At 34.6% G+C, this 23816-nt stretch carries 13 protein-coding genes and 3 pseudogenes; 4 read left to right on the top strand and 12 right to left on the bottom strand.

Annotation, left to right across the window (positions count from 1 at the left end; translation table 11 throughout):
- Genes ABH959_RS26775 through ABH959_RS26785 form a run of 3 tightly spaced genes read right to left on the bottom strand, consistent with a single transcriptional unit; the run spans position 1 to position 5988 of the window.
- Entirely contained in the window at positions 1 to 4557 is a 4557-nt protein-coding gene (locus ABH959_RS26775) for an amino acid adenylation domain-containing protein (protein ID WP_404493385.1), read from the bottom strand.
- Positions 4558 to 4571: 14 nt separating this feature from the next.
- Entirely contained in the window at positions 4572 to 5834 is a 1263-nt protein-coding gene (locus tag ABH959_RS26780; RefSeq protein WP_002069669.1) for an MFS transporter, read from the bottom strand.
- 22 nt (positions 5835 to 5856) lie between these two features.
- Positions 5857 to 5988 carry a DnaB-like helicase N-terminal domain-containing protein gene (locus ABH959_RS26785; RefSeq protein ID WP_003192741.1) on the bottom strand — a complete coding sequence of 44 codons (132 nt, stop codon included), beginning with the start codon at positions 5986 to 5988 and terminating at the stop codon, positions 5857 to 5859.
- 549 nt (positions 5989 to 6537) lie between these two features.
- On the opposite strand from ABH959_RS26785, the gene ABH959_RS26790 reads away from it, so the two are divergent.
- Entirely contained in the window at positions 6538 to 7710 is a 1173-nt protein-coding gene (locus ABH959_RS26790) for a serine hydrolase domain-containing protein (RefSeq protein ID WP_113937210.1), read from the top strand.
- Positions 7711 to 8359: 649 nt separating this feature from the next.
- Here ABH959_RS26790 and ABH959_RS26795 read toward each other — a convergent pair.
- Positions 8360 to 8629, bottom strand: a pseudogene (locus tag ABH959_RS26795) (serine hydrolase); the annotation flags it as partial.
- Between ABH959_RS26795 and ABH959_RS26800 the strand changes: the two are divergent.
- A pseudogene (locus tag ABH959_RS26800) lies at positions 8628 to 8855 on the top strand (TetR/AcrR family transcriptional regulator); the annotation flags it as partial. The pseudogenes ABH959_RS26795 and ABH959_RS26800 sit on opposite strands and share 2 nt — an antisense overlap.
- Before the next feature lie 526 nt (positions 8856 to 9381).
- Here the strand turns inward: ABH959_RS26800 and ABH959_RS26805 are convergent.
- From ABH959_RS26805 to ABH959_RS26830, 6 genes are all read right to left on the bottom strand, one after another.
- Positions 9382 to 10425, bottom strand: coding sequence for a methyltransferase (locus ABH959_RS26805; protein WP_113937209.1), 1044 nt, complete (start codon positions 10423 to 10425; stop codon positions 9382 to 9384).
- 68 nt (positions 10426 to 10493) lie between these two features.
- Positions 10494 to 11714 (bottom strand): PrnB family protein, encoded by a 1221-nt coding sequence (locus ABH959_RS26810; protein WP_016097103.1) that lies wholly within the window; start codon positions 11712 to 11714, stop codon positions 10494 to 10496.
- Between the two features lie 757 nt (positions 11715 to 12471).
- Positions 12472 to 12588, bottom strand: coding sequence for a DNA topoisomerase I (locus ABH959_RS26815; protein ID WP_002203966.1), 117 nt, complete (start codon positions 12586 to 12588; stop codon positions 12472 to 12474).
- Between the two features lie 1068 nt (positions 12589 to 13656).
- A complete protein-coding gene (locus ABH959_RS26820; RefSeq protein ID WP_113937208.1) occupies positions 13657 to 15903 on the bottom strand; it encodes a putative mucin/carbohydrate-binding domain-containing protein in 2247 nt (748 codons plus the stop codon).
- A gap of 266 nt (positions 15904 to 16169) precedes the next feature.
- Positions 16170 to 18161 (bottom strand): DUF3472 domain-containing protein, encoded by a 1992-nt coding sequence (locus tag ABH959_RS26825; RefSeq protein WP_404493387.1) that lies wholly within the window; start codon positions 18159 to 18161, stop codon positions 16170 to 16172.
- 140 nt (positions 18162 to 18301) lie between these two features.
- Complete coding sequence (locus tag ABH959_RS26830) at positions 18302 to 20548, bottom strand: M60 family metallopeptidase (protein ID WP_404493388.1); 2247 nt, start codon at positions 20546 to 20548, stop codon at positions 18302 to 18304.
- Between the two features lie 487 nt (positions 20549 to 21035).
- On the opposite strand from ABH959_RS26830, the gene tnpA reads away from it, so the two are divergent.
- Together tnpA and ABH959_RS26840 are read left to right on the top strand one after the other, a co-directional pair.
- Positions 21036 to 21434 (top strand): IS200/IS605 family transposase, encoded by a 399-nt coding sequence (gene tnpA / locus ABH959_RS26835; RefSeq protein ID WP_354656534.1) that lies wholly within the window; start codon positions 21036 to 21038, stop codon positions 21432 to 21434.
- An 11-nt stretch (positions 21435 to 21445) separates the two neighbouring features.
- Positions 21446 to 22558, top strand: coding sequence for an RNA-guided endonuclease TnpB family protein (locus ABH959_RS26840; protein WP_404493389.1), 1113 nt, complete (start codon positions 21446 to 21448; stop codon positions 22556 to 22558).
- Between the two features lie 464 nt (positions 22559 to 23022).
- Here ABH959_RS26840 and hfq read toward each other — a convergent pair whose 3' ends face one another.
- Together hfq and ABH959_RS26850 are read right to left on the bottom strand one after the other, a co-directional pair.
- Positions 23023 to 23211, bottom strand: a complete 189-nt coding sequence (gene hfq, locus ABH959_RS26845; RefSeq protein ID WP_002203963.1) for an RNA chaperone Hfq — start codon at positions 23209 to 23211, stop codon at positions 23023 to 23025.
- Positions 23212 to 23250: 39 nt separating this feature from the next.
- Positions 23251 to 23575, bottom strand: a pseudogene (locus ABH959_RS26850) (transposase).
- Positions 23576 to 23816 lie beyond the last annotated feature (241 nt).

Here is a 23816-nt window from a genome sequence, read left to right on the forward strand (position 1 = left end):
TTACACCCTCTTCTTTGTTAATTTAAGTAATACTTTGCTCAAGCTTTCTTCCGTAAGATCCTCAGCATCAGCAAAATCTGATACTGTAAAAGCTGACTCTGTTGTTGGTTTATTAATAAGTTGAAGAAGATGCCTCAACATACCATCTGCTATCGCTTGAATTTTTAATCTAGAAAACTGTTCTCTACTATATATCCAAACAAAATGTAACTTCTCATCTTTTACCATACCGATAACCTCAATTAGATGAGATGGCTTGGAATCTGGAGCATGATCTAAAAATGTAAACCCTGTCTCTTGCATAAACAAAGATTCTTTTGAAAACACTTGATCAAATTGGCCCAAATAGTTAAAGCTTATTGAAGGCTTTTGCTGATAAAACGGAAGTAATTCTTTTTTCAAGTAACGTAAAATACCATAATCAACTCCGCGATTCGGAATTTGACGCAATTGATCTTTTACAGCCTTTAATCCTTCAATAGGTGTTTTAGTTCCTTGAAAATTCAGATGAACAGGATAAATACTCGTGAACCAGCCCACTGTCCGTGATAGATCAATACCTTCAACCATCTCTTCTCTCCCGTGTCCTTCTAGATGAATAGAAACCGTTTGCTGATTTGTAAAATCGACGATAGCTTGTCCTAATGCCGCCAATAGTACCTCATTAATCCTTGTCTTATGAGTCACTGGAACTTCTTGTAACAATGCATGTGTTTCTTCTACTCCTAAAGTCCTCGTCACTTGATCAATCGATTCTTCTGTTGTTTCTTGCATTGGATAGTCCATTGGAATTTTCATCGTTTCTTTTTCTACCCGTTCATTCCAATAATCTTGTACTTCTTTTGAAATACCCGAATCACTGTATGCCTGCAGGCGTTCCGACCACTCTTTAAAAGATGTACTTTTCGCAGGTAGGCGAACTCCTTGACCTTGTTTCATCTGGTTATATACCGCCTGTAAATCTTCCAATAGAATTCTCCACGATACTCCATCTACTACTAAATGATGAATCACCCAGAATATTCGATCATTTCCAGACAAGGTGTCCTCAAAGTAAACTACTCTCATTAACGGACCTGTAACTAAATTGAAACTAGTTTGAGTAATGTTCATCTCTTCTTGTATTACTTTATTCCACGCTTGTTCATTAGCTTTGTTCCGTTTTACCACATGAAGTACAGAATGCTCATCAGTCCCTTCATTTCTCTGCCTCCACGTTCCATTTGGTAACTGTTCGTACCGGAAACGTAAAGCATCATGATGTTTTAGTAAGTTTAAGATCGCTCCTTCTAGTAACTTCACGTCCAATCTCTCTTTTACTCTTAAAAGCATCGATTGATTCCAATGCTCCGGACGTGAATGTTCTTGCTCGAAGAACCAGTACTGAATTGGAGTAAGGGGCACTTCTCCTGTCACAATTCCCTGCTCCGCTTGTACTCCCTGAGTTTCTATAGCCACTTGTGCCAACTCGGCAATGGTTGGGCATTCAAACATTTGCTTTGGAGTAAGTTTTAATCCCTCTTGACTTGCTTGAGATATGATTTGAATACTGAGAATCGAGTCGCCACCAATTTCAAAGAAATTATCATGGATTCCTACCTTTTTAACACCTAATACTTGCTTCCAGATGGTAGCCAGTATCTTTTCGTTACTATTCCGAGGGGCAACAGCTTCACTGTTAGTCTGCTCTTCCTCCGGCATAGGTAAGACCTCACGATCAACTTTACCGTTAGCTGTTAGTGGAATGGCTTCCATCGTCACAAATCTCGAAGGGACCATATAGCTCGGTAGTTTCGCTTTAAGATACTCTCGCCACGCACCTACATTTCCATCTCCTACAACATATGCTACTAATCGTTTGTCACCCGGTTGATCTTCTCTAACAATTACAACAGCCTCTTTTATAGATGCATATGCATTTAAAGTAGACTCAATCTCCCCAATCTCAATTCGGAAACCACGTATTTTGACCTGATAATCAATTCTTCCACGATAATCCAGATTCCCATCTGGCAAATACCTTGCTAAGTCTCCTGTCCGATATAATCTTGCTTTCGGATCACTACTAAATGGATGAGGTATAAAGCGCTCTGCAGTTAATTCAGGTCGATTTAAATACCCACGTGCAAGCCCTGCCCCGCCAATATAAATCTCACCATCTACACCTATAGGTACAGGTTGTTGATAAGCGTCTAGTATATACACTTCTAAATCTGGAATCCGCTTTCCGATATTACTTCTTGAAGCATGCTGCACATCATCTTGAGTAATTGGATAATATGTAACATGAACGGTAGTTTCTGTAATTCCATACATATTAATTAGCTGCGGTTTTTTCTCCCCATACCTTTGAAACCACGGTAACAAGCTAATAGGTTCTAACGCTTCTCCACCAAATATCACATAACGCAGCTGCAAGCTTTTATTCTCATCTTCTTGTTCACACACCTGTATTAACTGTCGAAATGCGGAAGGTGTTTGATTTAGAACTGTGACTTCTTCCTTTACTAACAGTTGATAGAAATCTTTGGGCGATCGACTAATCCAGTACGGAACAACAACTAATTTCCCACCATATAATAATGCTCCCCAAATTTCCCATACTGAGAAATCAAATGCATAAGAATGAAAAAGCGTCCAAGTGTCTTTTTCATTAAACTGATACCAACAGTCCGTCGATTTAAATAAACGAATGACATTGTGATGCTCTATCATAACGCCCTTTGGATTCCCTGTTGATCCCGAAGTATAGATTACGTAAGCTAGGTTTTGAGAACTTACATCAGAAAACGGTAAGGTCTTACTTTCTTGCCCAATCTCATCTCTATCACGATCCAGGCAAATCGATTTAATATTTTCTGGTAACCATTTCAATTCTTTTAAACTTTCTTGCGTTACGAATAACTGAATGCCAGCATCCTCTAAAATATATTGAAGTCGCTGCTCTGGATATGTTGGATCAAGTGGAACATAGGCTCCACCAGCCTTCAAAATCCCTAAAATACCTACAATCATTTCTAGAGAACGTTCAACACACAACCCAACTAAAGTATCAGGTCCTACTCCTTTTTTCTGCAGATAATGAGCTAACTGATTTGCACGTTCATTTAGCTCCCTATAAGTAATTTTTCCTTTTTCATACGTAACTGCAATAGAATTTGGATAAATCATCGCTTGCTGTTCGAACAATTCATGAATAGTTACTTGAGGTGGAAAATCAAGCTTAGGATTGTTGAACTCTACTAAACTTTTTCTTTTATCTTCTTCTGAAATAATTTCAATCTCAGAAACCTTTTGCTTTGGGTTTTTAAATGTATTTTCTATTATTGCTAACATGGTTTTAAAAAAGCGGTTTATCTCTTCTTTAGAAAATAGCTCTTTACGATAGTCAATATGTACTTGTAAAGAGTCTATATCAGTCAAATTCTCAATATGTACTGCAAAATCTTGCATTTCTTCACCATTTGGAATCCAAAGTGAGTCACCACTTTCATCACGATCTCTATAATCAATCGTAGTTCCGAAAAGCCTAACATTGCTGTTATTCTCTTTATTAATCTGCTTTAATAACAAATCAAATGGGTATTTCTGATGTCGTAATGATTTACTTTGTTTTCTGGACACCCTACCAATAAATGAAAGTACTTCTTCCTCTGGATCCATATCCATTCTTAGAGGAACCGTACTCACCATCATTCCAATTAATTCCCGTTCCATTTTAGTCATACGATTGCCATAAGCCATTCCTAATGCAATATCAAGCGATGAGGTCCACCGATACATAGACAATGAGAAAGCAGCAACAAAAAGAGAATATACACTTAATTTATAATCTTCAGAAAATAACTCTATCTTTTTCTTCAAATGCTCCGATAATATAAACGTTTCACGTGATGCTTTGGTACTAACTTGGTACGTATTATAAGGCTTCAATCCCGTCACAGATGGAATTGTTTTAAATTCCTCTAACCAGAATTTTTGATCTTTTTGAAAGCGAATACTATTCAAGTATGTTTGTTCATTGGCCAGAAATTGAACATATGAATTTCTAATTTCGCCTTCCTCAGTCTCGTTATGTATCTCATAATAATATTTTGCAATCTGACTGGTAAATATTTGGATTGATAAACCATCCATGATAATATGATGAACATTCCCAAAAACTGCACATTCATTATCGTTTAATTTTATTAAAGCGAAATAGTATAAATCTGAATTAAATAATGTAAACGTTTCTTTTGTTTTCTGCTCAATCCATTCCTCAAGCAAATCTGAATCCTCCACGGAACTGAAATCGAAAAACTCAAATTCTTGTTCTTCATGTTTAATAAAATATTGTTCAGGTTCCTGATGCCCATTTTCTTTTAATCTGATGCAAAGACCATCATTTTCACTAATAACACGATTCACAACTCGATTTAATTTTGAATAATCCATTTTTCTATGAAGTTTAAACAAAAACCTTAAATTACATATCCCTTTACCGGAATGAATAACTTCTGTATACCATATTCTCCTCTGTGGATGACTTAACGGATAACATTCCTCATTGGCCATAAAAAATCTTCCCTTCAAAAATTATTTACTCTTACAGGTTCTTGTTTATGTGTAACCCATAAATATTTCTGTAGTGCAACCCCAATTACTGCAATGATGATGAGCCCAATACCCACATAAAAATAGAGTTCAATTACTCCGAAAAAGTGAACCAGTGGACCGCTCATAGCAGGAGAAATAATGAGGGCTGCATTTGCTAAACTGCTTTGAATCCCAAATACTCTTCCGACCTGTTCTTGATGAGATTCTATTTGTAGAATGACTTGATTGGATACAAACATAAGTCCACTTCCAATACCAGCTATAAAACTGATCAGATAGGCAAAAATGAGGGATGCATCAGGACTTATCAGAGTTATCAGACTGATTCCTCCAAAGCCAATTCCCATTAAAGCAATACCTCCACATATTATCCAACCATATTGAAAATGTTTTAATTTCTGAGTTAAGAATGCGCCAATTATTCCCCCAAGACCAATAATAGAAATGATGTATCCCATTTTACTCTTATCATTTGGGAACAAGCTCTTAAATAAAGTAGGGAACTGTGAGTCTACTAATTGTAATACTGCCATAGCTATTGTAAAGAAAATCATGGTTGATAATATCATCCGATTGGATAATACATAACCCCAGCCTTGTAACCAAGCAGTCCAAGTACTTTGCTGTTTCTTTTCTATATGTTCTCTTGACAGAGATTCCTGTAACCTTATTGTGGGCAACAGAACCAAAGCAGCTAGTAAACAGCATATTGCCCTTATAATCAGACAAAACTCTGGCTGAAACCAGCTCAGTAACATTCCTCCTATAAGTGGGCCCAGTATCTTGGTTCCTTGCTCAACTATCCCATTGATACTTACTGCTTTGGTAAGCAGATCAGGAGAAACAATCTGTCGTGTTAGTGTTTGCTGTGCAGGATAGTAAAAAACGGTGAAAATGGAACGAACCATTAATGCTAACAAAAGCCAATGAATATTTTGGACAAATAAAAGAACAATTGTTAATAAACCAACCATTAGATTACAAAACATCATAATTGGAATTTTTCTAAAGCGATCAGCAATCACGCCTGCCCATGAACTAAATATAATCCCAGGAAGTGCATACGCAACAGGAATTAATCCAATCATGGTGGGGTCTACTTCCCATTCAAAACTAACAATGGTCATAATGGCTAACATGTCAATAAATACTCCGAGCATAAGCAGTGAATACGCAGAGAAAACTTGTAAATAAATTGTATTTCCCCATAGACTTTTTGATTCGGTAATTTTCATAAAAACGAGCTCCTTAAGTTTACTAAATAGGGACGATAGAAACTAATTGGGTGGAATAAGAGACTTCTCCCGCCTCTTCAACCCTATTCTTTTTTTGCAGTTCGTTTGTGATGGTAATGAAATCAATAGCTTGCTTAGACTTTCTCAAAGACACTAACGCTCTAAAAGTGAGATATTGACTAACAATTAAATCATAACACTCCTATTAATGGGATTATTTTCTAAAATTAATATAGAAAACAATGAATATTCCAATTATTTCTTCTGAAAACCAGATATATTTCTATAAAACAACTAAATCAAGATTAAATCGTATCGCAGATTTTAAATAATATTAATAAATAGAATCTATTTTGAACGTAAGAAATTTGTAAGGAATGGATAAGGAAAAAGAGAGTTTCATTGTATAGGATAAAAATATTACGAGGCGTGAAAGGTGGAACAGATATGACTTATATATGAAAAACAAACTAGTAACAAAAGTGTTTCAAGGAAAAGAAGTAATTTCTGTGGTTTACAAACATGTGAAAAAAGAGAGATTTACCGTTTGTTAGGGCAGAATGGCGTTGATAAAATCATACTTATGAAGATGATTACAAATTCAATGTTGACCTTTTGTAATCGGTGAAGATGATAGCTGTGTGGTTAGTATGAAACAGCAAGCAACCACCTATACAATATGAATAGAGGAGAGGAATGCCTTATGAAAACACGTAGTCAAATTACATGTGCAAGTCTTGCCATTTTAATAGCTGGGAGTTCCCTGTTATACACAACACCAACATCAATTGTAACAGCAGAGTCCACTGAAAATGTATCTAGTTCGTCACACACAAGCACTAAACGAGATCGTAATTCCGTCAAACAAGCAATGCGAGATACATTGCATCTTGGATTCCCGGGGATACTTGTTAAAACCTATGAGGGTGGAAAAACGTGGGGTTATGCCGCTGGGGTAGCGAATCTGAGCACCAAGAAACCAATGAAAACAGATTTTCGCTTTCGTATTGCCAGCGTAACGAAGACGTTCACCGCAACGGTTGTACTTCAATTAGCTGGAGAGAATCGCCTGAATCTAGACGATTCCATCGAAAAATGGTTGCCTGGTGTTATTCAAGGAAACGGATATGATGCTAAACAGATTACTATCCGGCAGATATTGAACCATACAAGTGGTATCGCTGAATACTCAAGGACAAAAGAAGCTGATTTTTTTAAGAATAGAAATAAATCGTTTACTGCTGAAGATCTAGTGAAGTTGGGACTTTCGCTGCCCCCAGACTTTGCCCCAGGAAAGGGCTGGTCTTATTCAAACACAGGATACGTATTACTGGGTATCCTTATCGAAAAAGTAACTGGAAACAGCTATGCGGAAGAGATTGAAAATCGAATTATTGAACCACTTGAATTGTCAAATACATTTCTACCTGGCAATTCAAGCGTTATTCCAGGCACCAACCATGCCCGTGGATATTTCCAACCAGACGGAGCAAGTGAGCTAAAAGACATTACGTATTATAATCCAAGTATAGGTAGCTCAGCTGGAGATATGATTTCTACTGCTGACGACTTAAACAAATTCTTCTCTTACTTACTCAGTGGTAAATTACTGAAGGAACAGCAACTAAAACAAATGCTTACTACAGTTTCTACAGGAAGTGCTGAAATCGTCGGATATGGTCTTGGAATCTATGAAACTAGGCTTCCAAACGGTGTCTCGATATGGGGGCACTCAGGTGGCATTCCAGGGTTTAGTACTTTTGCTGGAGGTACACTTGGAGGTAAGCATACGTTAGCTGTCAATTTTAACAGTTTAGGAAAAGCTGACAATCCTGATCCTTTTAAAAATATTTTACTTGCTGAATTTAGCAAGTAGGAAAAAAGGAAAAATCTATCGTAGTTTTCATAGTTAAAAATATACTTTTCTGGTTCAAGAGCCCCAATTTATTTTCAAGAAAAATTTGGGACTTTTTTTATTTTGGTGGCGTTTATTCTTCTTAAGTTGATGGATGTACGGTGCTACCCCATGCCCCTCAACTTAAGAAGTTGGTTGTTCCCCAAAATGAAAAAATGAATTGAACTTTCATAAATAACTGTAGGGATATAAAATTTTCGTTTTGGGGGTTATTTCAAAGTCTTAGGTTGATGGGTATGTGGTAGGGCCCTGTATTTGACTCTTTTTCTACACCTAGATATTCTAGTGTTCGTTCTAACATAAGTGCAGCCTGTTGATGTGTGAGTGTGCCATGTTGGTTAAACTTAGTAGCCGAAATACCTCGGATAATTCCTGCATCGTATAGGGCTTGTACATCATAATGCCGGCTGCGAACGTATTTACACCGAGAAGATGAGTGGGGCAAAAGATGATTGCCCAGAACTGGTATGCTAGCTGTTCTTGCAGAGTTTGAGCGTGATATTATTCGTGGAAAGCCTCTTCGTAAAGATCATACGTAAATACAAACAAAACCAGCAAAACACCTCTTCTGTGTCGTACTGGTTTTGTTGAAGTCCATCTAGAATTGTAGCTAGTTCAACGTGATTGCAAATTCCGAGGTCGGCGCGCCAGCAAATACAACCGTTCCGTTCTTCGGCAGTTTTACTTTGTTATTGCCGCTCACAACGGTAAAATTGACACATACTCCCTTCTCATCATACACCGCGAACGAACTCTTCGATGGCAAAGCCACGGTCATCGTTTTCCCCGCTGCCGCTTGTGGGATCGTAAACCATTTCGCATACCCATTTGCTTGCAGCGTTACTTTGGATGATTGGCCTGCATCAAGCGGTTTTACATTGCGTGACTGCTATATGCGTTATATTCGGCTTAAACGCTCACAATTATTTAACTTATATAAAGCGGAAAAAGATGTTTTACTTCGAATACAAAAGGTCCTTCATTATATTAGTACAGAATATCATCAAGATCCTTTTGTTTCTACACTCTTTCAAGAATATAAAGAGTACCATTCACCTGAAATCACAGCTTGTTTTAAAGAATCTGAAGAAGAGGCAAGTGAACTACCCGCCACTTAACGTCCTAACGGACTGTTTGAAGTGGGGGCTTCTCGGTTAGTCGTTACTTTTGATAGCTAACGAATTCGTCCTAATATAGCTGAGTTATTGTAGCTGCTTACAATTGACTACATAATCGAACGAGATAATCACTCGCTGTACGTTGACTTACCCAAATACAGAGGATAGCTACTTCTCTTTCAGAAAATAGTTGTAATTCATCTTGAATCGAAAGATTCATAAAAAAACGTTATTTATTCTATATAGCTTTTTAGAAAAAATAACGTTTTTTACACTCGGGTGATGTGAAAATTCTTAAACTGTCGGGCATGTGACAGAAAACCCAGAAGAAATTAGCTGAAAAATCAAATAAATAATTTCCTTATTAATACCAAATCCATTGATTATTATTAAATGTAAGTTATCATCAATCGATATGTATACAAAAAAACCTTTCTTACGAAAGGTTGAGCAGAATAATTCATTTCCTACTTATCACTGAGCTTTTCCCTTTACAATCTCGAAGTAAGAGTTTTTAGGGCTTTCGAGCGACTAATATACCATTAGCCCCTGGGGAATGAAATGTAATTCTTTGGATATCTATAAATCCAATATTTTTTAACCAACCCTCATATTCTGACCAACTGTAGTTTCGGCCTTTTATTGTTTCAATAAGCATATTTAATGACATGAGAGCCGCGGATATAGGTCCAGTTTTATCATCATCAATCATTAGTTCACTTATAATAATACTTCCACCTTCAGGAAGTACATTATAACATTTTTGTAAAATCTCATGATTTTCCTCAGGTGACCAATTTTGAAGAAGCATTGAAAGAAGAATAACATCTGATCCTTTAGGTAACTCCTCTTTAAAAAAATCTCCAGTATGCGTTTTAATTCGATGAGATAATTCTGCCTGTTCAATTTTTTCTTTAGCAATTTTTAATGCAGGTGCTAAATCGAAAACTACTGCATGTAAATCAGGGTATTTTTGTACTGCTTCTATACAATATGCCCCAGAACATCCACCGACATCAAGAAGTTGCGTATTTTGGGAGAAATCAAAAACCTTAGTAAGCTCTTTCCCTGTTTGAATACTCCAGCTATGCATACCCTCTGTAAAAATCCGCTGTTCTTCAGGGTTAACAGAAATAGACTCGAAAATCCCTAGAGAATCATCTTTTAATACTTGCATCTGATCGGTTTTAATAGCTTCTGTGAGCCTACTCCAGGGGATATATTCTCTTTTATCCAACATAGTTATAACTCCACCGAAGTAATAAGGTTCACCTTTAACTAAAAATTTATTTGATAAAGGGGAATTATAATACAATTCTCCTTTCTTTGTAAGTAAACCTAAAGCAGTACATGCAGTTAATAACATTTCGGCAGGACGAATCTGAATTTCTAGTTCCTTTGTTACTTCTTTTATATTTATACCTTGTTTGGGCATTATATTAAAAATCTCTAATTCTACAGCTGATGCAAGTGCTTTAGAAGCCCAAAAACCAGTTGCAATATTCAGTAAATTATTAACTGATATATCTTCTATTTTATTTTTAATCTGACTATTCATTTCTCCCACTCCTTATTATAGATAGTTATACATATTACAATTTCAAAAGAATAAGAATATAGTATCAATCATAAATGATACAAGCGCGATGTAGAAGTCTCTTCTATGATTTCATCAAGTTGGATACGAAGTTGCTGTAATCGGTCTTCTCCTTCTATAGTCATTCCTGTAGAAAGATACTCCTTTTGTGGAATGTTTTTTTCAGATAAAGTGAATACAGCTCTCGATTTATGCATGATTCGCCAACGTTTTACTGTATCTATACATACATTAAATTTGTTAATTAATTCTTCATTGGTAACTATTATAGGTTGTATTTCTTTAGCTAGTTTTTCGATTAACTCTATGATGCTTCTTTGTTCATATGTCATATACATACGAGATTCTTGTAATAATATTCTCATAGAAGATTTACCAGAAATCTGTAGTATAGCATCAACAATGTGAACAATTGGGGACATTGGACCACTTGCTCCTGTTAGTATCTTTCCGGATTTTGAAGCGAGGCCCCAAATCATGAATGGTTGAATAGATGATAAAAAACTTTCTCCGCTAAAACTTCCCTTTTTCAAAGTGCTTGCAAACATTTTTGTTATATTTATTACTATCTTATGAAGTTCATCCAGTAGGATAGTAATAGATTCTGTTGTGAGTCCACTTAAAATTACATTCTTGATTACTGGAAATATGGATGCACCGATAGCTTCCATTCGAACAATGGTCATTGAAAAGTTTTTATGATGTTCTCTGTGCTCTTCAGTTGCCCAACAGAATATCGGTTGTAACCCTTCACCTTTAATTACATTTTCTATATTATAAATTTGATTAGAACCAATGTTATCGACCTTCCAGTTATAGAGCATTAAATTGTGAAGAGTACCGACTGGTGGCATTCCAAGTTTCTCATTAATATATTGCCAGTATTCCAAGCAATATTCCGGAATATCTAGTGTTTTTCTAGCATATTCGCCGGATTTAGGTGGAATAGTATCCCATCTGAAACTATGAAATATAATTGCTAATCGAGTACTTAGATTATTAAGTTCATAGTTATTTAATGATTTTACATTATTTACATCAAAAAGTTTCTTATGCTTTGCAAAAAACTCTTTCACTAAATTTCGCGCACCTAGATAATGTAATTCCTGTATACATTGATTTGCTAAAATATCAAATTCCGATAAGTAATTAGGAAGTTGATGTAATTGTAATGGTGTAGTATTAGGTAAAAAACCATGAGAATATTTATCTAATTTTTGAATATCTAACTCATTAAAAGCTTTTGACATTATGATTCCTCCATAAATTGATTCGAAATGCTTTATTAAAACTTTTTGGGATTTCTATAAATAGTTGGTATAGTATATATTTTCTTATTGGAGATTACTTGTCTGTAAACAGAGCGAACTTGCTTTATAAGTGTTAAGGGGACTTCCTTACTTTTGAATCGATATAGAAAATATGATATTCTCAGGACTTAGTATAATTTGATAATCATACTTTCACAATATAATAATTGGAATTAATTAGAATCTGTGTATTGAGAAAGTTTTTATGTATATTTTGATCCCTCCATTTCCTAAAATAAAAAAGGTTATGTTGGAGACAACAGGGCCTTTTTTTCGTAAAATGATTATCCCATTAAATTCCCACAAGCTACTTAATCAAAAAAATGGACTATATGCTGGATTCACTCCTTCATAATCACAACACAAGCAAAATCGAACCCACTTTGGATGTTCGTTAAACGTATCCCTGAATGATTGCTTTTTACATTTGGGACATGCTGATATTTCATTCCCCTTATTACGCTTCTGACTCTCCACATTCTCAAAAGATACATTTGTAGTTGGTATTTCATTCGTACACAATATACCTTCCCCCTCTCTTTTTTCAGGAATTTATAGACAACGAAAAAAGGACACACCTATGGCATATGTATGCGTAGGTGTGTCCTTTTGCAAGATAGATTTAGAGGTATTTTGTTACTTTCATCACATCATATTTCTTATTAATTTTATATACAGAATTTAAATTTTTATGATATTATTTCTTTTTCTCATATACAAAAGTAATCCTCTTCTGTTCGGAGTCATATGTTAATTTCGCACCAAACATTTTTCCTGTTTTCTTCGATACAAATCCTTTAATTGTATCCATCATATGTATCAAACCTTTCTTTTTTGGTGTAAAAAGTGTTTTATTACATGATAAAAAGCACCCTACACAAGGATGCTCTTAATGTGATAAGGAGTTAGATATGAGTGAATAAGGAACAACGCAGGGTTGTTCCTATACTTGTCCTTATCAAAAGGTGACATAGTAACAGCACCCGTTTCCACGAGTACTTTGGTAAAAAAGGGATTAGATGAAATATAACTTGTTTTATACTATATGCTTGTCTCTTTTAAAGTGTGAAAATGAAAAAGAGCACTCTCCTTAAGTGCTCTCTCGCAAAGAATATTGGTAATTATATTTGCAACCGTTCTATATAAGTGTATGCTTCTCAATTATCTTTATGTCTGAAATTGTTATTATATAATCCATTACGGTATGTCATATTTCGTATAAAAAAGAGTAACCATACATCACTTGCTCTCATATTGTTTACTTTTAATATATATTATTATATTTTAGTAAGCATAACTACTAAAGGAGGAAATCTATGATTAACGCAATAGGTATAGCTTTCATTATTTCCTACGATTTGGCTAATACAGATAGTTTTTAAATCGAACAAAGTAATGCGCTTATTGAATCCATCAGTTCTCGAAAAATGATAAATAATGAAGGAAAGCCTGTATTAGAAATAACATGTAAATATAACATTCTAATGAATGAAGATACTGAATGCATAACTATTAATAATTACACAGGAAAGATATCACCTTTTCTTCGTTCAATAGTAGGACCAGGTCTTGTCATAACTGAAAATTATTATTTAAACCATGTTGATAAGCCCACTAAGCATATAAAAGAAATTATAAAGGAACTTTTAGAATAATAAGGGCAACCATGCATTCGTTGCCCTTTCGTCAAATGTCTATGTTATTACTATAAATCATTTTTTCAATAGGTAACATTCACGGAACCCAACATTGGAAAACCACTTTATTTTATTGGCTGTAATTTCCGTTTTGTAGGCACTTCAAAATGTTAGCTTAATGGGAATGAGGGAAACCCCATAATTACCATCAACATTTTGGCGTAGTTTCAATATATATTAGACCCCTATGTTAGTGGCTTCCATAATGCCAAAGCGAATATCCAATTTGGGTCACCATTTCCTTGATGATTTTGAACAGCTTCATACACTTTCCCTTGATGCTCTACTTTGTCCCCCTTTGTATATGCCTTCCTCGGATCCCATTTTTCATAAGATACATTTTGATCTTTTGTTTTTATCAGAAGAATGTTACTTTGATTTGATGTATTTCCAGCTGCATCTACAGCCTTCACTGCATATTTATATTCCTTACTAACTTTTAGGTTTTGATCAGTAAACGTCGTTCCTTGTACCGTTTGAATCAATTGTCCATCACGTAATACCTGATATTCTTTTACACCTACATTATCTGAAGAAGGATTCCATTTTAGCTCTACACTGTTAGAAGTAACATTGCTTGCATATAATCCTTGTGGCTGTGTTGGAGCCTCTGTATCTGGCTTAGGATTAACAATTTGATTTACTTTCTTCAGGCCATCCTTTGTAACCTCATACATTACCTTTTTATCAAAGCTTTCGTGCTTATTATTATCTAAATTTATTAACGTTGCTCTCTCTTCACCTTCTAGGTGTGTAAGTTCAATAAAATCGCCCACTTTTACTGGGACTGTTTTTGATTCAGCATTTTGCTGTTTATTCCCATAAACTTCTTTGTTATAGACCACTTTACCTGATGTGTTTTGCACTTTAATACTTGCATATGTGCTATCAAAGTAATGGTGTGGTACACCTGCTTTTAGATCAATTTGCATTTCTTCTGTTGATTTATTTAAATTTACTTTTGCGAATTCAAAATCTCCAATCCCTTTCAGTGACCATGAAAACTGTTTTCCTTCCAAGATATCATCTGCATTTGGTACATGGCTTTTTATTTGAGTAAGAAGATCCTTCAACGGTCGCTGTTCATTCGCAAAAGCAGAAATGATACTGTTATTTAATTCTCTCCACTCAGCATCTGTTACATTTGGATTTTGTAACATAAGAGAAACGTAATCTTCCCATACTAAAAAATTGATTGGTAAAATATTGGTGGATATTTTATAAATTTCAATTTTATTATCTGCTGAAGTCATCGCTTTCGCTAACCAGCGTAATCGCTCTGATTGATCTAGTTTTACTGGGTCACGTTCAGCATTTTCAAATAGTAGCATATACGGCACTTGATTTGTCGGGCTATTATCTGACCAAGGAATAACAGTTGCATCATGACGGCTCGATCCACTCCATCCAGATATATCATTTCCTAAATTCCAAGAAGATGGCTTATTATTCCATATAAGTGCACAATGTCCAGGTTGTCCAACAGGCATAGCTGCCACTCCAAATGCTTGACTTACTTGCGTACCAAACTTCGAAATATTACCGCATACCCCGCCAAATCTGTAAATGGAAGAAAGATTCCAACCTAAACCGTAGAATGCATCATTTCCAGCGTGAATGCTAACTCCATCTTTGTTATGGGTTACATAATTAACCAAATATGCACTTTCCCCTACCTTATCTTGATTTTTAAGTTCTGGATGTTCCGTATTAATCATATTTCTTGCCCAAGTTAAATCTTCTTCTGGTGACCAAGTATTCACTACTAATCTTAAATGCCAAACATCATATGTTCTAAAGCAAGGAAGTAACTCATTATTTTGATCTGCTGATTTATAATGTTGGTACCTTGTTAATGGATTAATAGGTTGATTGTTTGTCCAATATTTTATAGGTTCAGCATGAGCTAACGATGTAGCTATCGCTAATTTTAAATACAATCCTTCGTGAGAATTTGCATCCGCATTCCAGATTGTATTCCATATCTCAAGTGCATTTACAGGATTTTTTCCAGTTGGACTACCACCTTCAAGATAGGTATTCATCACATCTGTATTTTTCATAGCCCAGCCAAGAAATTTCTGATGGTCAGCATCTTTTTTAGCAAATGTAGCCATTGTTGCAGCACCTGTTTGTGATATGAATTGCCACTGAGCCAAAGCTGCTGCAAATACTGGGTCTGCAAGCTTCTTTTTCAAGTTCTCTTCAGTCATACCCCCAACATTTCCATTCAAATATGCTGTGAGATTATTCAAATGAGCTTCAAAATTACCATTTGCAATTGCTTGATCCGTCTGTTGGTCCAATGTTTCTAAAGTGAATGTCTCTTGATTGAATGACATTGTTTCAGCTGAAACCTTTGTATGCGGAATCGTAGCAATACTTCCTAAAATAATCGGCATTGTTAATAATAAAGATGAAATCCTTTTCAAAATAATTCCCCCTTTTTTGTTTTTGACCTTTGACTGCTGCATGATTCTCGTTTATATAAAATAATTTCCATACTTAAAGGCATGAGGAATTAAACAGCCAACATGAATATAATTTGGTAGTTTCCTAACCTTTCGCAACTGGCTGACATAGTGGAATGCACCTTAGTCCCTATAACTTTCACTAATTTTACCTTTATCGAATTTCATTCTCAGATGAAATCATAACAAATTTCATTTTATAACGTGGTATTCCCACGCCCATCAACTTAAAAATTCAAAGTAAGTGGTTTCCATAACGATAAGGCAAATATCCAATTCGGATCACCATTTCCTTGATGATTTTGAACAGCTTCATACACTTTCCCTTGATGTTCTACTTTGTCGCCCTTTGTATATGCCTTCCTCGGATCCCATTTTTCATAAGATACATTTTGATCTTTTGTTTTTATCAGAAGAATGTTACTTTGATTTGATGTATTCCCAGCTGCATCTACAGCCTTTACTGCGTATTTATATTCCTTATTAGCTGTTAGATTTTGATCAATAAACGTCGTACCTTGTATTGTTTGAATTAGTTGTCCATCACGTAATACCTGATATTCTTTTACACCTACATTATCTGTAGAAGGATTCCATTTTAGTTCTACACTGTTAGAAGTAACGTTGCTTGCATATAATCCTTGTGGCTGCGTGGGAGCTTCTGTATCTGGTTTCGGATTAACAATGCTATCTACTTTCTTCAATCCCTCTTTTGTAATCTCATAGACTGCTTTATTACCAAAACTTTCCTGCATGTTCTTTTCCATATTTGTAATAGTAGCTCGGTTCGCTCCTTCTAAATGTGTGAATTCGATAAAATCGCCTACTTTTACCGGAACTTTGGCTTGCTCAGCATTTTGTTGCTTATTTCCATAAATCTCTTTGTTATATACTACTTTACCTGATGTGTTTTGCACTTTAATACTTGCATATGTACTATCAAAGTAGTTATGTGGTACACCTGCTTTTAAATCAATTTGCATTTCTTCTGTTGATTTATTTAAATTTACTTTCGCAAATTCAAAATCTCCAATCCCTTTTAGCGACCATGCAAATTCGTTACCTTCTAAAATGTTTGGAGATTCATTTTTGATTTGTACCTTTTTCTCAACAGTTTGGTCAAATAAATCTGTTAATATAATTTTTGCATAAGCATTTGTAGATAATAGTATAGATTGACTAATCTCACTTTGATAAGATTTAATATTATCAATTATCTCGATTGGTTGTCCTGTCATATTTTCATCATTATAAATTTCAATTTTACCTTTAAATTGTGGTGTGCTATTTTCTTTTAGTTTCCAGGATACATTTAATTTTTCATTTTCATAATATATAGATTGTATATCAAAATCTAGTTTTCCTATTTCAGGTTGAGTAGGTTGATTTAGTGTGAATATTTTTCCTGTTCCAATGGTAGATTGAGTATTACCTCCTGCTTTGACCCATACATATTCTGAAGTCGCTCCTCCATCATATTGATAAGAAGTATCATGCTGTCCAGAAATACTTTGATTATTCCAAGAATTCCATTTTTTATCTAATAACTTTCGACTATAACCATTTTTTAGGCGTGCTTCTCGAACATCCTGTCCATTACCAGCCCAGTCTTCTTGAAACATTCCTAATCCATGATTAAATGCAACATTAGCAACCGGAAAGTCCATAATTGCAATTAGATGCCATTTATTCTTTGTTACATCTTTCATCCATTGTCCAAATTTAGTATGACCATTTTCTTGCCATGAACGCATTGTCATTCTGTACCAATTGTGGTCTTTCCAACCATAAGTTGTTTGAACCTTCAGTCCTGTTCCTTCTCCTCCAAAGAGTCCAGCTTGTGAATTCGGAGATAAGTATTCGGCCTTTATTGCTTCTTTAGAGGCAATTGGATCCCATAAGGCAAAATGTAAAGTACGCTTTCCTTTTTCATCAGACCCACTTTGTTGTTGAAAACCAGCATATCCTCCAGCTTCACCACCTGCATTCCAGTTGTGTACAGCCCAATACGTATAAGGTGCAGTCTGAACTGGTGACCAGTCTATACTAATAATATCTGAGGAAGCTGTATTTTGTGGACTCACATAAACTGAAGGAGCAGCTGAACGTGTTACTGCTTTAGTGTGCGAAATAGACGTTCCAAACATAGAAAACATGCTACATGCTGCGGTAATTATAATAACTTTATTAAATCTTTTTTTCGTTTTCTGACTAATCACTAATCTACTTCCTTTTCTAATTTTTATTTTTAAATAATAACTTAGTAGAGAAATCTATCAAAATTCAAGTAACATCCAGTAATTCTTTAAAATACTGACCCAATCTATGATGTTCTATATTCACATCTGATTCTTACATATTAATTGATTGTAAGTGGTTTCCATAAAGATAACGCAAATATCCAATTCGGGTCACCATTTCCTTGATGATTTTGAACAGCCTCATACACCTTCCCTTGATGTTCTACTTTGTCGCCCTTTGTATATTCCTTCTTCGGATTCCATTTTTCATAAGATACATTTTGATCTTTTGTTTTTATCGGAAGAATGTTACTTTGAATTGATGTATTTCCAGCTGCATCTACAGCCTTCACTGCATATTTATATTCCTTGTTAGCTGTTAAGTTTTGATCAGTAAACGTCGTTCCTTGTACCGTTTGAATTAGTTGTCCATCACGTAATACCTGATATTCTTTTACACCTACATTATCTGTAGAAGAATTCCATTTTAGCTCTACACTGTTAGAAGTAACGTTACTTGCATATAATCCTTGTGGCTGTGTGGGAGCTTCTGTATCTGGTTTCGGATTAACAATGTTATCTACTTTCTTCAATCCCTCTTTTGTAATCTCATAGACCGCTTTATTCCCAAAACTTTCCTGAATGTTTTTTTCCATATTTGTAATAGTAGCTCTGTTCGCACCTTCTAAATGTGTGAATTCAATAAAATTGCCTACTTTTACCGGAACTTTTGCTTGCTCTGCATTTTGTTGCTTATTTCCATAAATCTCTTTGTTATATAACACTTTACCTGATGTGTTTTGCACTTTAATACTTGCATATGTACTATCAAAGTAGTTATGTGGTACACCTGCTTTTAGATTAATTTGCATTTCTTCTGTTGATTTATTTAAATTTACTTTCACAAATTCAAAATCACCAATCCCTTTCATCGACCATGCAAACTGGTTTCCTTCTAAAATATCCGAAAAATTCGGTGTATCCGGTTTAACCGGATTAGAATCTGTACTTTTCCAAATTTCAGCCGTTAAATTTGGATACCCTAGTGCCGCTACTTTTTGGATTGTATCATTATTTGGGCGTAATCCCCATTTCTCAAAAAACGGAATTAAATTTTGTTTTGCTGCCTTTGATGCTGAAATCATAAATAATTGTTTTTTCGTTTCATCAGTTTGTGGAATCTCATTTGAAGGCATGTCTCTATACAGCTGATGCAACTTAGGATAGAAGTCTTCTCCGTACGCTAGTTGTAATTGCCAAAGCATTACAACTTTAACAAAAAGGTCACTAATGTCATCATAATTTTTATTAGATTGTTCTAAGTATTGAAATGCCTTAGTATAAGCGCCCTCTTGTTGCAATCTAAAAGGTTGATTAGATGTAAATGCTTTTTCTACAGCAAGGCTGTAAAGATTGACTTGTACCTCTGTCATATTTTTAAAGTTCCAAGGCGTTTGTTGTCTCATATGTCCTGCCTCATGCCAAGGTCCCCATCCATCATTTGTAAATTTATTAATGTCTAATACATGTTGGATTGCATCTCCTACATATGCAGTTCTGTGAGGATATGCATACATATAATAATCCAGAGAATGGTTATCCTCCACATAATGCAGATAATGTTTATCTACTTGTTCTTCAGATAATCCAGATATTTTATCTTGAATTCTAGTAGCCTCATCCATTTTTTTTAAGAGTTGTACAGGATCTGTGTTAGAGTCTATCAAATATTTTTTAACACGAACTGGGCTAGCAGTAATCAATACGCGCTCCCCTTTTAATTCCACCGCATGTGCATTTGGATATTGATTGAGCATATTTATTAAATCTTGTTTCGTATGCTTTCCAAGTTCAAAGAGAGGAGTAGCCGTTCCGCCTGTTATTACTGTTGTTTGAATGGTACCACCTTGTTGTTTATTATAAAAATAAATCATTCCTCCATTTGGAGATTGAATTGTGTTTGTACCTGGATTTAAAGTAAATGATTTAATTTTGGAATCTTCCCTCCAAGAAGCATCGAACGAGAAAGTTCCAATATATGCTTGTATACTTTGATTTCCTTGTACCTGAATTGTTATTTGTTCATTTGGCTTAGCATATAACCCTGTTGGCTCGTATGCACTAAAATTTCTTTCCCTTCTTTCAATATTTTGAAGTTGGGAGACATCTCCTTTTCCTGGAACTGCAAATACTCGATTTTCCACATTAACAGAATTTTCATTCTGTAACGTTGTAGATACTTTCTTTTGCTGTGCTTGTTCTTCCGCAAAGACTTCTAATGAAGGCGTTATTCCAGTAGCAAACATAGATAATGTGGCAGTTATCATCACTAAATTTTTTGTTTTTTGTTGCTGTCCCCTTTTCATAATATCCCCCCGCTATATTTCCAAATACTTATAATATGAATATATAAGTAATAGATATTACTTATATATTCATATTATCTATTGACACATATTTACACAATTTAACATAAATATACTCATTTATATAAGATAATGAACATATTTCAATTCACTTGATAAGAAGAATAATCAAATGAATGTATGAGAAAAAGAAGGATTTTAATACGTTTATTATTAAAAACGTATTAAAATCTTTAAAAATGTCAAAATATTAATACATTATGTTTTGGTACAAAAACTTCCAAGCAGTTGTAACTAATCACCTAAACCCGGATATACCAGTACTTTTAACAAATTCCTCGAAAAAATTCTCCTTCCTCAAGCGCGTGAAGGGCGTAGCCCAGCGGTAGGTGGGTGATGAATTTCGGTTTGGCGTAGCCAAAAGGCTTTGCTTTTTATTTTGCCTCTGATATAATCAGTCTTATAAAGTATAAGGGTTGGTATATCAATGAAATTAGATAGCAATAATCATTCAGTATTCTCGTTGTATTATCATCTTGTGTTGGTCGTAAAATACAGAAGAAATGTGTTTGATGATGATATGTCAGATTATGCAAAAGACATGTTTATCAGGTTATCCGAGAATTACAACATAACACTGGTAGAGTGGAATCATGATGTAGACCATGTTCATATTTTGTTCAAGGCACATCCGAATACAGAAATGACAAAATTTATTAATGCTTATAAAAGTGCAAGTTCTCGACTAATCAAGAGAGACTTTCCACAAGTGAAAAAGAAACTTTGGAAAGAGATGTTTTGGTCAAGAAGTTTTTGCTTACTAACTACTGGTGGTTCGCCAATAGATGTAGTAAAGAAATATATTGAAAACCAAGGTGAAAAGTGAGGTGAAATGATATGACAAAGCATAATAAAGCATATAAATTCCGTTTGTATCCAACAGAAGAACAAGCATATCTTATGCGTAAAACCTTCGGTTGTGTACGTTTCGTGTATAACAGAATGTTAGCTGAACGGAAAGAAGCGTACGAAAAATACAAAGATGATAAGCAACAACTAAAGAAACTAAAGCTTCCAACTCCTGCGAAATATAAAGCAGAATTTGAGTGGTTAAAAGAAGTTGATTCATTAGCTTTGGCAAATGCTCAACTAAACTTGCAAACTGCCTATAAGAATTTCTTTAGTGGTCAAAATGACTTCCCAACATTCAAAAGTAAAAAAGACAGAAAGTCTTATACAACGAATGTAGTAAACGGAAATATTATGTTGCTTAATGGTCATATCAAATTGCCAAAACTGAAAATGGTACGTATCAAACAGCATAGAGAGATACCACAAGATTATATGATCAAGTCATGTACGATTTCTATGACACCTACTGGTAAATACTATGTGTCCATCTTGACTGAATACGAAAAAGAGATTGTACAAAAAGAAGTAGAAACAGTTGTTGGATTAGACTTTGCGATGGATGGATTATATGTTAGTTCTGAGGGTGAGAAAGCCAATTATCCTAAGTTCTATCGTAACATGTTGGACCGATTAGCAAAGGCACAACGAGTATTAGCAAGACGAAATAAAGGTTCTGAGCGTTGGAATAAACAACGTATTCGTGTAGCTAAGTTACATGAGAAAGTAGCTAACCAACGTAAGAATTACCTTCATCATGAGTCTAAAGAGTTGGCTACTCATTTTGATGTTGTAGCTATTGAAGACCTAAACATGAAAGGAATGTCGCAAGCACTTCATTTTGGAAAAAGTGTCGCTGACAATAGTTGGGGAATGTTCACTTCTTTTTTAGCTTATAAACTATACGAACAAGGAAAACAATTTATGAAAATAGACAAATGGTTTCCTTCCACAAAAACATGTAGCAGTTGTGGGAATGTAAAAAATATGTCATTGTCTGAACGAATATATTCTTGTATATGCGGTGTAAATCTCGATAGAGATTATAACGCAGCTATCAATATCAAAAATGAAGCAATACGCCTATTAGCGTTAGCATAAATAGCAATAAAATAACCTTTGGAACAAGGGAGTTAGCTCGGCTGTCTTAAGACGAATTCGTTAGCTATCAAAAGTAACGACTAACCGAGAAGCCCCCACTTCAAACAGTCCGTTAGGACGTTAAGTGGCGGGTAGTTCACAGGTATACTTCTATAAGAATTTTTGAGGGAAATGAATAAGTTGTGATAAACCTAATTAAATAAATGATTTGAAAGTAAACTAAACGGCTAAAAGTTTACTTTCATTTTTATTAAAAAAAGAACATGTAGAAATTACTACATGTTCTTTTTGATTTGATGGCAATATTACAACTTGTTTATATTAGTTTGCTACTTTCATACTTTTGTAAAACTCGTTTTCACTATATGGTGCCCCTAATATCCTGTTTACATTTATACATATTAACAGATTGGTATTGCATAGATCGTAAAATTTGCCTAGGTAGAGCTAAATACTTTATGGTATTACTTAATGATTGTAGAGATGGCTTGTTTGTATACCAGTTGTTGTTTACCATGAACCATCATTAAGACAGTAAATTTATCTGTTGCAAGGATCTGCCCACGTACTGGAACGCCATTCTTTAAAAATACAGTAACTTCCCCTTTTTTCTCTTTCAATTGTTCATACATATCTTCTTGTAAATTAAACATGAAATGCGCCCCCTGGTTTGTTTGTATTTACTTTTCTTCTCATACTTGCTGCTTTTCACTGTTGGATATATGTGATTCCCATTCACTTTCTATTTTTCTAAACCATTTTCCTATTTTGCTTAGATAATATCTTTTTACTTCACCATAAAGAATCCAAATTTCACGTTCCTGCATTTGAATCATCACTTCATGAAGAATCTCATCATGTTCATACTTTCTAGGTTTTCTATGATGTGTTTTTAAAAACTGTGTATATTCTCTACGTAACCAATTAGAAATATGTTCTTTTTGTTTTCACTTGAGATGTGACCATTTTTTATTTGTTTGAAGGATTTTTTCCATTTACTTTTTTGTGGTTTTTCATCGAAACTCATCTCCTTTTACTAGTAAAACGAATATATAACTATCGTATCACATTTAAATTGAAATACTGCTTTAGGGACATATTTCGCAAGAAATCTATGCAAAATAAACAATACATGATCCATTTAGCGAATTAATTCAACATAAAAGTAAATGTAGACTATTTGTGTGGTGTTTTATCTTTTATTAATTATTACGGTACGTGAAATTATAATGTTAAACCTAAAAAAGCCCCTTGAAAG

It is taken from the genome of Bacillus sp. RC51 (assembly GCF_044908115.1).
Classification (GTDB): domain Bacteria; phylum Bacillota; class Bacilli; order Bacillales; family Bacillaceae_G; genus Bacillus_A; species Bacillus_A mycoides.